We start from the raw sequence: 14,863 nt of genomic DNA, 5'->3' as shown, positions 1-14,863 counted from the left end.
TCTAGCAGGTTTTTGAAGGGCTGCGTGACAGCGTCACTTGCGGCTATTCGACCGTGACTGATTTGGCCAGATTGCGGGGCTGATCGACGTCGGTGCCCATCACGACGGCGGTATGATAGGCGAGCAGCTGGACCGGAACGGCATAGACCATCGGCGCGAAGGTCGCCGCCATGTCCGGCATCACGATCGTCACCAGCGACTGGATGGTGGCCTCCGCGGCGCCCTTGGCGTCGGTCATCAGGATGATCTTGCCGCCGCGGGCGGCGACCTCCTGCATGTTGGAGACGGTCTTCTCGAACACCTTGTCATAGGGCGCGATCACCACGACCGGCATGTGCTCGTCGATCAGCGCGATCGGCCCGTGCTTGAGCTCGCCGGCGGCATAGCCCTCGGCATGGATGTAGGAGATTTCCTTCAGCTTCAGCGCGCCTTCCAGCGCCAGCGGATAGCTGGTGCCGCGGCCGAGATAGAGCACGTCGCGCGACTTCGAGATCTCGCGCGCCAGCTTTTCGATCTGCGGCTCTGACGTGAGCGCTTCCGACATCAGCCGCGGGATCTCGACCAGGCCATGCACCAGCTTGGCCTCGTCGGCATCGGACAGTTCGCCGCGCGCCTTGCCGGCGGCAACCGCGAGCGCGGCCAGCACCATCAGCTGGCAGGTGAACGCCTTGGTCGAGGCGACGCCGATCTCGGGACCGGCGAGCGTCTGCAGCACGGTCTCGCTCTCGCGCGCGATCGTCGAGGTCGGCACGTTGACGACCGAGAGCGTATGCGCGCCCTGCGCCTTGGCGTAGCGCAGCGCAGCCAGCGTGTCGGCGGTCTCGCCCGACTGCGAGATGAAGATCGCAAGGTCGCCCTTGCGCAGCGGCGCCTCGCGGTAGCGGAATTCGGAGGCGACATCGAGCTCGACCGGAACGCGTGCCAGCCGCTCCAGCCAGTATTTTGCGACGAAGCCGGCATAGCTCGCGGTGCCGCAGGCCGTGATCGAGATGCGCTGGATATCCTTGAAGTCGAACGGCAGCTTGATCGGCAGGGCGACGCGCTCGGTCGCCATGTCGACATAACGCGCGAGCGTGTGCCCGACCACTTCGGGCTGCTCGTGGATCTCCTTCGCCATGAAGTGGCGATAATTTGCCTTGTCGACCAGCGCGGTCGCGGTGGTGTGCTTGATCGCCTCGCGGTGGACGATCGCGTTGTCCTTGTCGAAGATCGTCGCGCCCTTGCGGGTCAGCACCACCCAGTCGCCGTCCTCGAGATAGCTGATCGTGTCGGTCAACGGCCCGAGCGCGATCGCGTCCGACCCGAGATACATCTCGCCCTCGCCATGGCCGACCGCGAGCGGCGGGCCGTTGCGGGCGCCGATCATCAGATCGTCCTCGCCGGCGAAGATGAAGCCGAGCGCGAAGGCGCCGCGCAGCTGCGACAGCGCCGCCCTCACCGCCTCGACCGGCGCGACGCCGCCCTTGAGCAGATTGTCGACCAGATGCACCACGACCTCGGTGTCGGTCTCGGTCGAGAACACCGCGCCCTTGTGCTCGAGTTCCTCGCGCAGCTCACGGAAGTTCTCGATGATGCCGTTATGCACCACGGCGACGCGCTCGGTAGCGTGCGGATGCGCGTTGTTCTCGGTCGGCCTGCCGTGGGTGGCCCAGCGGGTATGGCCGATGCCGGTGTGGCCGCCGAGTGGCTTGGCCTGCAGCCGGGCCTCGAGGTTCTTCAGCTTGCCCTCGGCGCGGCGCCGCGTCAGGGAGCCGTTCTCCAGCGTGGCGACACCCGCGGAATCATAGCCGCGATACTCCAGCCGCTTGAGCGAATCCACCAGTTGCTCCGCGACCGGAGCGCGTCCAAGAATGCCGACGATGCCGCACATGCGGTTCAATGTCCCCAAAAATCGCCGAAAATTTGCCAAAGCGGCGACACGGTCCCTTAACGGGAATCGCCAGCCGCAAGATACTCAATAATTATTGCCGATTGCGACAGTCTTAAGCGGCGGGTTGATGCGAAAGGCTGGTTAATCGGGGCTAACTATGCCGCGGCAAACCCGGCCCCGCATGAGGCGGCACGTGCAGCGTCGATGCACACGTTAAGGATGTGATAAGGGATCTGCGACAACCTTCGTCGCAGCGCGAAACAGTCGAGACAAGGTCAATCACAATTCGCGCTGCACGCCAAGAGTGCGTTTGCTCTGGCTGGGGGCGAAGTGGACCACAGGAATAATTTTGACGTTTTAAGGCTGTTCGCGGCCTTTAACGTGGTGCTGCAGCATGCTGCCTATTTGCAGGTTCCCTGGGCGAGGCCACTGCCCCTGCTGGTCGCTTATACGTCCGGCGTTCCGATCTTCTTCATCATCAGCGGATACTTGATCACCGGCACCTTCTTCCGTAACGACGGAGACGTCGGCGTGTATCTGCGCAATCGTTGCCTGCGCATCTATCCTGGGCTCTGGCTCAATCTCGCGATCATCCTCGCCCTGCTTATCGGGTTCGGGGCGTTGCCGATCGGGTCGCTCCTCAGCCCGCAGTTTCTGCGATACTGGACCGTCGTCCTCGCCACCGGCTCCGATGCCGTCACCAGTTGGCTGCTGTCGCCATACCCGTTCGCCTGGAACGACGCCCTGCCTTTCCTGCCGACAACCGCGCTGTGGACCATCGAGCTCGAACTTGGCTTCTACCTGATCGTCCCCGCGATCTTGCTGCCGCCGATCAGGCGCCGCCGGTGGGCTTCGGTCGCGGTGATGTTTGCCGCGACCATCTACTCGCACTACTTGGCCACCGTCACCGTGACCGACGACAGCACGCGCGTGACAAACCCGCTGTTCTATTTCTGGTTCTTCGGCATCGGCGCGATATTTTCGCTCCTTTGGCCGCGAATTGACCGGCTATTCCGCGGCAAGTTCATGCTGTGGGCGTTGCTGTATGCCGAGATGGTCGTCCTGATCGGTGATCAGAACGGCATTGCGTTCTATCGTCCGCCGACGCTGCAATCGACCGCGCTGACGATCCTTCTTGCCTGCTGCGTCATGTCCGCGGCCTTCACCTGGACCAATCTGTCAAAGCCGCTCGCAGGCAACGACATATCGTACGGCATTTATCTGCATCATATGCCGGTCGTGATGCTCCTGCACGCCTTCGGATGGCAGGGCTTTTCGGCCGCAGTCCTCCTAATCGTGACGACGGCCATCGCCGCGATTGCGACGTGGTTCGCCGTCGAGCAACCGGCACTGCGTTTCAAAATTCATTCGGTCCGCAGATCTCCGGCGTCCAATGCGGGCGAGCGGCCGGACGTGCTGGACGGTGCGGCATACCGCGCCGGCTAAAGATCGATTCCGAACAGCGCTTCGAAGCCGCCGATCAACTGTTCGATCACGGTTCCCACCGCTGCGCGCGGCGCCACGCGGCACGCCCGCAGCATGCCGCGCAATCCGATGCCGATCGGTCAGGATGCCGCCGGTTTTGCACCGCGGTTCCCAAGATGGGCGAAAGCGCCGGCGGCAAACGCAGCGCGTCACGTCAACGCAGCATTAACGGCTTTCGGAGAGGGTGCCGCCGCCGGAGGTGCCCTGATGCAAGCCACGCACGACCGTGAGACGCAGCGCCTCGATGTCCTGGCGGAACTCGACATCCTCGATACGCCGCGTGAACTCGCTTTTGATCGCCTGACCGGGCTGTGCCGCAAGATCTTTCGCGTGCCGATGTCGACGCTGACGCTGATCGACGGCCATCGGCAATGGTTCAAGGCCTCGGACGGCATGGCGGATCGCGAGACCGCACGCGGACCTGCGCTGTGCAATTTTGCGATCGCGCAGGACCATCCCCTCATCATTCCCGACACGCAGCGCGACCCGCGCCTCGCCGACAATATTTTCGTGCGCGGCAAGCCATTCATCCGCTTCTATGCCGGCGCGCAGCTCAAGATCTCAGGCGCGATCGTCGGAACCCTGTGCGCGATGGACACGCGCACCCGCGAGTTCGATGCCGATGCGGTCGGCATGCTGACCGACCTCGCCGCGATCGCCGTCGACGAGATGATGCTGCGGAACCTGAGCATGCAGGACGGGCTCACCGGCTGCTCCTCGCGGCGCGCCTTCCGCGGCGAAGGCGAAGGCGAACGGCTGACCGCGCTGGCCGCGCGGCATCTCAGTCCGCTTGCCTGCGCCGTGCTCGATGTCGATCACTTCAAACAGGTCAACGACACCTATGGGCACGCCGTCGGCGACATGGTGCTGGCGGCGGTCGCGGATGCCGCGCGCCGCGCGTTGCGCGGCTCCGACGTGATCGGCCGGCTCGGCGGCGAAGAATTCGGCATCCTGCTGCCGCACACCCGGCTCGACCAGGCGATGGGCGTGCTCGAGAAGGTGCGCGCCGCCGTCGCGGCAACGCGGATCGAGACGCCGGCCGGCACGATCGGTGTCACCTGCAGCCTTGGCGGCGCGGTGCTCTCGCCCGGCAACTGCTTCGACGACATGCTGCGCAACGCCGACCTTGCGATGTACGGCGCCAAGCAGGCCGGCCGCAATCAGGCGCTGGCCTGGGTCGACCGGGCGCCGTCGATTGCGCCGACCGCGCGGCGCGTGTTCAAGGCCGGCAAGATCAGCTTCAACGCCGGCCATTCCACGATCGACTGCACGGTGCGCGGGCTGTCGCGCGACACCGCGACGATCGAGGTGCTGTCGATCTCGGGCATCCCCGATCAGTTCAAGCTCGCGATCGTCGCCGACGCGCTGTCGCGGGCCTGCCGCATCACCGCGAAGGCCGACAACCGGATCGAGGTCGCCTTCACCTGAGCGACGGCGCGGGATAACCTGTCTCCGTTGGTGAGGACCCCACGATGTCGAACGATCAGCCACCGCCCCTCGCAAAACCGTTCTGGCGCCGCGGCCTTGCCGGCTTCCTCGATTTCATCACGGTGTTCTTCGGTGGCGGCTACGCCATCGGCGCCGCCACCGGCCAGACCACGCAGGACGGATTCAACCTGACCGGCGGCCCCGCGCTGCTGCTGTTCGCGCTGATCGTGCTGTATTTCTATCTCGGCTGGAAGGTGGTCGGCGGCACGCTGTGGCAGCGCATCCTCGGCGCGGTAGCGTTGCACCGCATTGCGGCCGACGTCCCCAAATCAAAGAAAATTTGCCGGCTCCGCGGTACGCTCCCTTAACGGAGCATCGCCGGTCGTGGCGCGACATCTTCGCCGCAACCGGGCTTGGGCCAGAAAATGACACGGCGACCTGCCAGCATCAGGTCCACGGAGATCGCGAAAGCCAATCACCCAGAAAGGTCGCCAATGACTGATGTCGCAGCTTCCGGCACGCCCACCTTCGAGGTCGAAACCGACGCGTCCAGCCGCTACTGGCACAACAGCAGCCACAACACGCTGCCACCGCCGGACATGATGGGCGCCTACATGCGCAACCGTCCGGTGCCACAGGGGCCGGTCGAAGCCCGCAAGGCCTGGATCATCGGCAGCGGCATCGCGGGACTGGCCGCGGCCTTCTACATGATCCGCGACGGCGGCATGAAGGGCGAGGACATCACCATCCTCGACACGATGCACATCGAGGGCGGTTCGCTCGACGGCGCCGGCGATCCCGAGAACGGTTACATCATCCGCGGCGGCCGCGAGATGAACTGGAACTACGACAATCTCTGGGACATGTTCCAGGACGTGCAGGCGCTCGAATTGCCCGAAGGATACAGCGTTCTCGACGAATACCGACTCGTCAACGACAACGATCCGAACTTCTCCAAGGCGCGGCTGATGCACAAGCGCGGCCAGATCCGCGACTTCTCGACGCTCGGCCTGTCGAAGCCGCAGCAATGGGAATTGATCCGCCTGCTCCTGAAGCGCAAGGAGGATCTCGACGACATCACCATCGAGCAATATTTCAGCCCGGGCTTCCTCCAGACCAATTTCTGGTTCCTCTGGCGCTCGATGTTTGCCTTCGAGAACTGGCAGAGCCTGCTCGAAATGAAGCTCTACATGCATCGCTTCCTCGATGCGATCGACGGGCTGACCGACATGTCGGCGCTGATCTTCCCGAAGTACAACCAGTTCGACAGCTTCGTCCGTCCGCTGGTGATCCATCTGCGCGAACGCGGCGTCAAGGTGCAGTTCGATACGCGCGTCCACGATCTCGACATCAAGGTCGAAGGCGATGCTCGCACGGTGACCGCAATCCACGCCAAGGTAGGCGGCGCCGACACCAGGATTCCGGTCGGTCCGAAAGACCTCGTCTTTGCGCTCACGGGATCGATGACCGAGGGCACCGCCTATGGCGACATGGACCACGCCCCGGTTCTTGCGCGCGGCAAGCATGATCCGGGCGAAGCCAGCGACTGGACGCTGTGGACGAACCTGGCGAAGAAATCGCCGATCTTCGGCAAGCCCGAAAAATTCTACGGCAATGTCGACAAGTCGATGTGGGAGTCGGTCACCCTCACTTGCAAGCCGTCGCCCTTCGTCGACCGCCTGAAGGAGCTTTCGGTCAACGATCCCTATTCCGGCAAGACGGTCACCGGCGGGATCATCACCTTCACCGACTCCAATTGGGTGCTCAGCTTCACCTGCAACCGACAGCCGCACTTTCCGACCCAGCCCAAGGACGTCCTGGTCGTCTGGGTCTATGCGTTGCTGATGGACAAGGAGGGCAACTACGTCAAGAAGCCGATGCCGGCCTGCACGGGCCGCGAAATCCTGGCGGAGCTCTGCTATCACCTCGGCATCGAGGACAAGCTGGACGCCGTGGTGGCGAACACCAAGGCCCGCCTTGCCCTGATGCCCTACATCACCGCGATGTTCATGCCCCGCGCGGCAGGCGACCGGCCGCATCCGGTCCCCGCGGGCTGCACCAATCTGGGGCTGATGGGCCAGTTCGTGGAAACGTCGAACGACATCATCTTCACGATGGACAGTTCGGTCCGCACCGCGCGGGTCGCGGTGTATACGCTTCTCAAACTCCCCAAGCAGGTGCCGGACATCAGCCCTACGCAATATGATATCCGCACCATCCTGAAGGGGGCCCGTGCCCTGAACAACAACGAACCATTCCCGGGTGAACGCCTGCTGCACCGGCTGCTCGACAAGACGTACTACGCCCACATTCTTCCGCCATTGCCCGAACCCGACTCCACGCGACGCGGCAGCGCGGAGCGCGAACTGGCGGGACTTCTCGGCAAGGGGGATCAGGCGCTCGGCGCCATCATCGGCTGGCTGGAACGAATTCGAGAGAGCATCTCGACCCGCAAGGGTTAGCGCATGCCGAGCGTGTCACGTCCGCGTTGATCGCAACACCGGAGTCCAGTTCCTGCCGGACGCCTTAAGGTTCAACCCGGTAGAGCCGCCATCGCTCCGGCACGCCCTTGAGCTGGTGCGCGCCGCGATCCTTGAACTGGATGGCTGACCCTGGCATCAGGTCCTTGACTGCGCTCGAGACCAGCACCTCGCCGGCACGTGCCTTGGCGGCGACGCGCGCACCGATGTGAAACGCGAGACCGATCACCTCCGCGCCGCTGACCTTGTATTCGCCGGCGTGTAGTCCCACCCTGATCTCGAGCCCGAGCGTGCGGACGGCCTTGACGATCGCGGTCGCGCAATTAATTCCGGCAGCGGGCGCGCGGAACGTCGCCAGCACGCCGTCGCCGGTCGTCACGACCTCCTTGCCGCGCAAGGCCTTCAGCTCGCGGCGAACGGCGGCGTAGTAGTGATTCATCACCGTTGCCCAGCGCGAGTCACCCAGCCGCGCGGCCTTTTCGGTGGATCGGACGATGTCCACAAAGAGGATCGTGGCGAGCGCCTGTTTGAGCTCCGAGCCTCGATCGGCGGTTCGACGCCGGTTCGCAATATTTCCCGTCAACGGTTCATAGCTATGGCTGCGCCGCCGCGCGACGGCCGCCCTTGTATAGTCCTGGGCACGCTGCACCGTGCGGCAGCGAATGGTTTTTTCCTGCGGTGGAAACGTCCAGTAGACCTTTCGTCCGGCTCCGGCGCCTTGAACCTCCACGGCGCCCCATTTCAGGAAGACCGTCGAGCCAGACCGTCGAATGCACCATGCCTTTGACGTGTATCCGGACACGTTCGACTGATGGACTCCGATGCGAAGGAATTTGGGCATGAGCGTCCGGCCGATCGAACGAGCGCTTTGGGGCTTATCGGGCAAGCGTAGTCACACATTCCCGCATTGGCAACAGGCCCCCTGAACCGAATATTTGCCGACGGCGCCCGTGCTCGACCGCGTACGCAATCAACACTCACGACGGCACTATTCGCCTTGATCCGAGACTTTAGCGTCACTGGTGTGGCGCAGTCTGCATGAAGCAGGCCAAACAGTTCACCGATAGTTGTCTGGATTTAGCCATAGAAATAATGCACCCTAAGGTTTATTTCGCTTGGGAGCTTTGCAATGGCTGAAGATTTCGAGCAGCAAATTGAACTCATGCGGGCGATGTTGATCCCTGTCATGGAAGAGCGCTTCAGAAAAGGCGAGATTTCGGGCGAACGCCTTGCCGCGTTGCGCGGGATCATGGCCGACTTCGATCGAGCCCGCGCCCTTCCAGACCTCGAGGATCGAGTGGTCGAGATGAAGAGAGTGATGGCGCGCATGAATGCGACTTTCGCTCAAGAACCGCGTTGATCTTGACCGAGGGGCGAACCGAAGCAATCCGAACCGCGGCGCGAGGATTGGTGCACGCGGCCGGGTTGCTGCTGGCCGACCCCATGAAGGCCACCGAGGAAAGCGCCGAGATATTCGAGCTCTACAGAAGGGCTGCTGAAACTGGTGCTGCGATCAGGGATGCCGCCTCCCTCGATGTGCTTTTGCGGCTGGAACGGGATCATCTTAGACCGGTTGCGCAATCGTTGCGGCAATATGCCCGCCGGTGCCATTTGCAAATTGTCCGGTGTCCCTGGCCCCCTCTGCAATCTGACCCGAACGCCTGCGCGATCGTGGCTGGGGAGGGGGATACCGAGCTGGAGCTCGTGGCAAAAGAAGCGGGTCTGCGGCCGAACAAACCTGTCGCGGGGCAACCGGCTGAACAAGATCTTTGGCGTCAGGTCGCGACCGCGGAAATTCTGCTGATCGATTTGAGGGAATCCGAGCGTGACACGGTCTGGCCGAGAGCCTGCTATGCAATGGGTTTCGCGTTGGCGATCAGCCGCGTCATTTTCGTCATCACTGATTGCGCCCTGGAGTTGCCGTTCGACGTATGCGTGGCTCCCTTCGATCGCAGCGTAGAAGCATCGCTCCACTCTGCGGCCAGTTCACTGACCGCCGCCATGCTCCAGATACCGAACGACCCACGTGATCAGGATCTCGTCGGAGCGGCGGCATGTTACACGCTTGACGTTGATCCGCCAGCCGACGGGTGGACCCGGCATACGGCGCAACGTCTCAAGGAGAGATGCAGCAAGTTCGAGGTCGACCCAATTGCGATACGGCGCGCCATCGACAGTCATGTCGGTCGACCTGGCGGCGCCTACAGAACCGAAATCTCCTCCTTTCGGCCGGCGTATCCCGATCATGATCGACGCCACTGCTTCCACGTTTTGCAGTTCAATCGCCCGGATTGGGTGACCCAGGGGGTACGAGAGGCATGCGAGCCGCACGTCATTTACGAACGTGGTGATACCGAGCGTGATTTGCAGATTCTGGATCGCATTTGGAATGGTATCGGACGGGCGTCCCTTATCGTTGTCGATTTGACCGGGGTGACGTCCAACGTCTGCCTGGAGTTCGGCGTTGCTCGAATTCTCGGCCGCCCTCTCCTTCTATGCCACGATCGCGCAACATGGGAGAGGACTAGGCTGTTTCCGGAAATTGCTCAGCTTTCCGTGGAGCTGTACTCCGACAAATCGGAACTATCTGAAGTCGTGCGTTCAAAGCTCAGGAGTATTCGGATCGTCTAGCTGCATCACGGCGTAGTGCGCCTCGATATTGCGAAACTCATTCAGGGAGGTTGCTGTGCAAAATGATCTGAGTGGCTTGCTTTACTATTTGCCGATCCTCTTCGCATTGCCCATTCTAGTCCTTCTTCTGAGATTGGCATGGCTTGTTATTTCCGTGGTGATCGCCATCAATCGAGCCAGACGCTTTCAATCCCAGTTTGACGTCGTCATCCGCAACTTGCCGCCACCAGGCATTGCGCCTTCGAATGTGTGGGTCAGCGGTGTGTCGGCGATGGCTGGAACGTGGAGTCAGCTAGATCCGATCCAGCGAGCTAACATGGCGAACAAGAAAGCCAATATGATTCAAGCGTTCACGGCAGCTCGCGTACCGCCCCCTCCCGGCTTCCCATGAACACCGGCAGCGCAGTCGCTCGAACCGCCGTCGGGGGCTAGAGCTGCGACTGCGATTCAACCTGGTCACCTCACCCCCTGCCGGTTCGATACAGCGTCGGTATCGGTGTCTGGAATTGCCGCGTCTTGGGCTGCCGCGAGGGGTTGTTCTTCATCGCGAAATCGTGCCGGGGTTAGGCGGCTGCGGTCGACGGTCATGCCAAAGATGTCGAAGCGGTTGTAGTAGCCGACGACGTCGTGAAACTGCTTCGGCTCGACGCAGCGATTGAGATCGATCTCCGCGTAGGCGATCCCTTCCTGGTCCTGCAATTCATCGCCAAAGACACCACCCGTCGGATCGACGAAGAAGCTCGCCGCGCGTGGCGTCTGGTCGATCACGTCGGCGATGGTTCTGTCGCGTTCAATGAGGAAGGCCCGCATCGGCTGGTCCATGTAGCCGGCGGTGACGATCCCGAATGCCTTGGCTTCGAAGCAGTGGGCGCTGGCCCGGATGCGGTTGGCGGCGACGTTGTCGAAATTGCCGCCGCCTGCCGGACGCCGGGTGGGCCACATCGGCGGCCAGCTCGAGATGTGCACCTGTTCACCCTGCGCCATCAATGCGAAGCGGGCCAACGGATTGGTATTCTCGCCACAGATCAACCCACCGATCCGGCCCTGCCGTGTCTCCGCGACCTTGAGACCCGCACCATCCCCCGACGACCACACCAGCTTCTCATAGAAGGTCGGAACCAGCTTGCGGTGATGAACCAGAATTTCGCCGGTCTCGCCGATCAACAGGTTCGAGTTCCACAGCCCTCCAACGCTGACGGCCGAGCGCTCGCTGATGCCGATCGAGACGGTGACGCCGAGGCCGCGCGCCTCGGCGCACAGCCGCGCCACTTCCGGTCCGTCCACCAGCACGGACTGCTCCGCGATCCGCACGAACAGATCGTGATTGTCGATCGGCGGCCACAGCGCGGCCCAGACCGGAAAGGCGGGAATGTAGGTTTCAGGAAACGCGATCAGCTCGGCGCCGGCCCTGGCTGCCTCCCGCATGATGGCGATCGCCTTTTCGGTGGTCGCCCGGCTGTCGAGGAAGACGGGCGCGGCGTGGACAGCAGCAGCCTTGAAACGAGGGAGCATGACGAAAATCCCGGCTAGAGCGTTTTCCCGCGAAGTGGACACCGGTTCGCGCGAAGAAAACGCGTCAAAACAAAATCTAGAGCTCCGTTCCGATCCAATCGGAACGGAAAAGCTCTAGGACTAGGGAGGCGAAGCGGTATCATCACGGCCTTCCCGGCATGCATGGGAATTGTCGCAAGGTCGGTTGCGAAGGATCGGAGCCGTCGGCGCGTTGGAACGGGAATTGCTTTGCTGACAGGGGCCGTAAATCCGGAGGCAGGTCATGTTCGATACGATCAACTGGGACGATTTGCGGGTCTTTCTCTGCGCCGCTCGTGCCGGAAATTTGAGTCAGACAGCAAAGCGGCTGCGGCTGGATCATTCCACCGTGAGCCGGCGGATCGCCCAGATGGAAGCTTCGCTCGGGATTGCGGTGTTCGAACGCCACCGTACCGGGCTCAAGCTCAACGAAGTCGGCGAGCGGTTGTTGCGTCATGCCGAGCGGGTGGAGAGCGCGGTAATCGCCATTCGCGAGGAGGCCAGCGCCAGCGACACCCAGGAACTCGTCGGGACCGTGCGGCTCGCCACCATGGAGGGGATCGCCTCGCTCTATCTGGCGCAACGCTTTGCGAAACTGCGGCGCACCGCGCCGCAACTCTCCGTCGAACTCGTCACCTCCGCGCAGACGGTCTACGTGCACAAGCGCGAGGCCGATCTGTTCGTGTCCTTCTTCCGGCCACCCGGTCCGGGCCTGATCTCCGAACGCATCGGCAAGTTTCGGCTCGGGCTATTCGCGAGCCAGAGCTATCTCGACAATCACGGCATGCCTGCAAGCCTTCGCGACCTCGGGGATCATTGGTTCGTCTCCTATATCGAGGACCTGATCCAGGTCGATTCGGTGCGCTGGCTCGCCGACGTCATCGAGGAGCCGAAGGTCGCCTTCCACTCCAACAGCATGATCGCACAGATGAACGCCGCGGCGGGTGGCCTCGGCATCGTCATGCTGCCGAGCTTTGCCACCAACGACCGGCCCGATCTGGTCCCCGTGCTGCCCGCCCTCGCCGGCACCGTTCGCGAGGTCTGGCTCAACGTCCACAGCGACCTGCAATTTGCCCCGCGCATCCGCGCCGTCCGCGCGTTTCTGAAAAATACCCTGAAGCAGGACCCCGACATGCAGGTCACGCTGGCCGACGCCCTGCCGCAGCCGCGCACGGCAGATTGCAAAAATCCATAGTTCCCTTGCATCGGAGCCCGGCTGAAGCTCGCCCGATTGGCGCAAGGTCGCGCGCGCTGAAGTTTTGAGGGGGCAAGCATGAACGTGGTTATTCCCGGCAATACCGATCCGGCGCCCAGCGTCAGGGCCTTGGCCAAGAAGCGGCTGATCGTCGCGCTCGTGCTTAGTGCCGCGATGATCGTGATCTATTTCAGCTTCATGGGGCTGTTCGCGTTCGACAAGCCGCTGCTCGGCACCATCCTGATGCCCGGCCTGTCGCTCTGCATTGTGCTCGGCCCGCTCGTCATCATCTCCTCCTTCGCGCTCTGCCTGGTCTACGTGCTGTGGGCGAACCGGGTGTTCGATGCCGGCATCCGCAATCTTCGCTGAAGGGACCAGAGCAAGATGGGCAGCACCACGCTTTCGATCGGGTTCTTCTTCGCCTTCATGGCGTTGACGCTGGCGATCACCTATTGGGCCGCACGGCGCACGCGCACCACCGAACACTTCTTCGCCGCCGGCGGCCAGGTCACGCCGTGGCAGAACGGCTGGGCACTCGCAGGTGACTTCCTGAGCGCCGCCGCCCTGCTCGGCATTGCCGGCATCGTCACCTCAAACGGCTTCGACGGCATGATCTATTCGATCGGGTGGCTGGTCGGCTGGCCGATCATTCTGTTCCTGATCGTCGAACCGCTGCGCAACGTCGGCCGCTTCACCTTCGCTGACGTCGTGGCCTATCGGCTGCGCCAACGCCCGGTGCGCCTCGCCGGCGCCGTCGGGACACTTGCCGTCATCCTGTTCTACCTGATCGCCCAGATGGTCGCGACGGGATCGCTGATCAAGCTGCTGTTCGGCCTGCCCTACACCTGGTCGGTGGTCGTGGTCGGGAGCGTCATGCTGGTCTATGTGCTGTTCGGCGGCATGCTGGCGACGACCTGGGTACAGGTGGTGAAGGCTGCGCTGCTGATGGGCGGCGGCATCCTGCTCGCTTTCCTCGTGTTGACCCATTTCGACATGAACCCGCTCAAGCTGTTCGCCGCGGCGTCCGAGAAATACGGCACCAAGGTCCTGCAGCCGGGATCCAAGGTGGTCTCGGGCCAATGGGACGCCATCTCGCTCGGGCTCGGCCTGATGTTCGGTACCGCCGCGATGCCGCATGTGCTGATGCGGGCCTATACGGTGAAGGATGCCAAGGCCGCGCGGCTGTCAATCCTCTATGCCACCGGCCTGATCGGCGTGTTTCATCTGATGGTCTTCATCATCGGCTTTGGCGCCATGGTGCTGGTCGGCGCCGACGCGGTGGCAAAGGCCGGAGGCGGCGGCAACATGGCAGCGCCCCTGCTCGCGCTGGCGGTCGGCGGCAATGCTTTCTTCGGCTTCATCTGTGCGGTCGCATTCGCGACCATGCTCGCCGTCGTCGCCGGGCTGACGCTGTCGGGCGTCGCCACGCTCTGCCACGACGTCTGGACCAATGTGATCCGCAACGGCAGCGCTTCCGAGGCCGAGCAGCTCAAGGTCGCGCGCGTCGCGACCGTTATGATTTCGATCTTCGCGATCTTTCTCGGCATCGCGTTCGAGGGCCAGAACGTCGCCTTCATGGCGGGCCTCGCGTTCTCGATCGCCTGCGCCGCCAATTTCCCATCGCTGGTGCTCGCCATTACCTGGCGTCGCTTCACGACGCCTGCAGCGGTGGCGAGCATTCTCGTCGGCACGCTGAGCTCGCTGGTGCTGATCTATCTGTCGCCGACCATCCAGGTCGACATTCTCGGCAAGCCGCTGGCCGCGATCGAGCATCAATGGTGGTTCGTGTCGCTGCGCAATCCTGCGATCATCAGCATGCCACTGTCGTTCGCGGTCGCGATCCTGCTATCGCTGATGACGCGGGAGAAGAACGCCGATCTCGCCTTTGACGAGATGCAGCGGCGCATCCTGCTCGGGCCGGTTCAGCCCAACACCAGCGCGCAGGGCCAGGTGAAGAGTGCAGCCTGAACAGCGCTGCGGGGACGACCACCCTCAATGAGGACGAACGGCCCCTAGCGCTGATTGGCTCGGACAATCATGTCACGGGAACGCGAATGTGTGACTCCCCGGCCGCGCTACACATTCGGTGTCGTCCCTGCGAAAGCAGGGACCCATAACCACCGACGGTCATTGTTTCACGATGCTGGAACGACGAGTCCCGCCTCCAACGTCGGCTGCGGAGTATGGGTCCCTGCTTTCGCAGGGACGACGCATCTTCGCGGAAGCAGGGTCGTGAACGTCGCG

At 63.0% G+C, this 14,863-nt stretch carries 13 protein-coding genes; 10 read left to right on the top strand and 3 right to left on the bottom strand.

Translation table 11 applies throughout. From position 1 onward, the window contains the following. Positions 1 to 43: 43 nt before the first annotated feature. Positions 44 to 1,870, bottom strand: coding sequence for a glutamine--fructose-6-phosphate transaminase (isomerizing) (gene glmS / locus AAFG13_RS04395; protein WP_212319740.1), 1,827 nt, complete (start codon positions 1,868 to 1,870; stop codon positions 44 to 46). 330 nt (positions 1,871 to 2,200) lie between these two features. Between glmS and AAFG13_RS04390 the strand changes: the two genes are divergently transcribed. The 4 genes from AAFG13_RS04390 to AAFG13_RS04375 all read left to right on the top strand — a co-directional run bounded on the left by AAFG13_RS04390 (position 2,201) and on the right by AAFG13_RS04375 (position 7,245). Then, positions 2,201 to 3,316 carry an acyltransferase gene (locus AAFG13_RS04390; protein WP_212319739.1) on the top strand — a complete coding sequence of 372 codons (1,116 nt, stop codon included), beginning with the start codon at positions 2,201 to 2,203 and terminating at the stop codon, positions 3,314 to 3,316. Between the two features lie 246 nt (positions 3,317 to 3,562). Then, positions 3,563 to 4,783, top strand: coding sequence for a sensor domain-containing diguanylate cyclase (locus tag AAFG13_RS04385; protein ID WP_342711230.1), 1,221 nt, complete (start codon positions 3,563 to 3,565; stop codon positions 4,781 to 4,783). A 44-nt stretch (positions 4,784 to 4,827) separates the two neighbouring features. Next, complete coding sequence (locus tag AAFG13_RS04380) at positions 4,828 to 5,151, top strand: hypothetical protein (RefSeq protein ID WP_342711229.1); 324 nt, start codon at positions 4,828 to 4,830, stop codon at positions 5,149 to 5,151. Between the two features lie 126 nt (positions 5,152 to 5,277). Continuing rightward, positions 5,278 to 7,245: an oleate hydratase gene (locus AAFG13_RS04375; protein ID WP_342711228.1), complete on the top strand. Its 1,968-nt coding sequence runs from the start codon at positions 5,278 to 5,280 to the stop codon at positions 7,243 to 7,245. 64 nt (positions 7,246 to 7,309) lie between these two features. On the opposite strand, the gene AAFG13_RS04370 is transcribed toward AAFG13_RS04375, so the two are convergent. Continuing rightward, entirely contained in the window at positions 7,310 to 8,104 is a 795-nt protein-coding gene (locus AAFG13_RS04370; RefSeq protein WP_342711227.1) for an adenylate/guanylate cyclase domain-containing protein, read from the bottom strand. A gap of 288 nt (positions 8,105 to 8,392) precedes the next feature. Here AAFG13_RS04370 and AAFG13_RS04365 point away from each other — a divergent pair, with 288 nt between their 5' ends. From AAFG13_RS04365 to AAFG13_RS04355, 3 genes are read left to right on the top strand one after another with little or no spacing between them, the layout of a single operon-like run. After that, positions 8,393 to 8,623, top strand: a complete 231-nt coding sequence (locus AAFG13_RS04365; RefSeq protein ID WP_212319735.1) for a hypothetical protein — start codon at positions 8,393 to 8,395, stop codon at positions 8,621 to 8,623. Beyond that, entirely contained in the window at positions 8,620 to 9,894 is a 1,275-nt protein-coding gene (locus AAFG13_RS04360; RefSeq protein ID WP_342711226.1) for a hypothetical protein, read from the top strand. Before AAFG13_RS04365 ends, AAFG13_RS04360 begins: the two co-directional genes overlap by 4 nt. 55 nt (positions 9,895 to 9,949) lie before the next feature. Then, positions 9,950 to 10,285 carry a hypothetical protein gene (locus AAFG13_RS04355; protein ID WP_342711225.1) on the top strand — a complete coding sequence of 112 codons (336 nt, stop codon included), beginning with the start codon at positions 9,950 to 9,952 and terminating at the stop codon, positions 10,283 to 10,285. 65 nt (positions 10,286 to 10,350) lie between these two features. Here AAFG13_RS04355 and AAFG13_RS04350 read toward each other — a convergent pair whose 3' ends face one another. Then, positions 10,351 to 11,406 carry a carbon-nitrogen hydrolase family protein gene (locus AAFG13_RS04350; protein WP_212319732.1) on the bottom strand — a complete coding sequence of 352 codons (1,056 nt, stop codon included), beginning with the start codon at positions 11,404 to 11,406 and terminating at the stop codon, positions 10,351 to 10,353. A gap of 262 nt (positions 11,407 to 11,668) precedes the next feature. Between AAFG13_RS04350 and AAFG13_RS04345 the strand changes: the two genes are divergently transcribed. From AAFG13_RS04345 to AAFG13_RS04335, 3 genes are all read left to right on the top strand, one after another. After that, positions 11,669 to 12,619, top strand: coding sequence for a LysR family transcriptional regulator (locus AAFG13_RS04345; protein WP_342711224.1), 951 nt, complete (start codon positions 11,669 to 11,671; stop codon positions 12,617 to 12,619). 78 nt (positions 12,620 to 12,697) lie between these two features. Further along, the gene (locus AAFG13_RS04340; RefSeq protein WP_342711223.1) at positions 12,698 to 12,988 is read left to right on the top strand and encodes a DUF485 domain-containing protein; all 291 of its coding nucleotides are present in this window, start codon (positions 12,698 to 12,700) and stop codon (positions 12,986 to 12,988) included. 15 nt (positions 12,989 to 13,003) lie between these two features. Continuing rightward, on the top strand, positions 13,004 to 14,587 hold the full coding sequence (locus AAFG13_RS04335; RefSeq protein ID WP_342711222.1) for a cation acetate symporter: 1,584 nt from the start codon (positions 13,004 to 13,006) through the stop codon (positions 14,585 to 14,587). Positions 14,588 to 14,863 lie beyond the last annotated feature (276 nt).

Source organism: Bradyrhizobium sp. B124, from assembly GCF_038967635.1.
Taxonomy (GTDB): Bacteria; Pseudomonadota; Alphaproteobacteria; order Rhizobiales; family Xanthobacteraceae; genus Bradyrhizobium.
The sequence above is the reverse complement of the archived record's forward strand: the minus strand, read 5'-3'. Positions and strand labels throughout refer to the sequence as shown.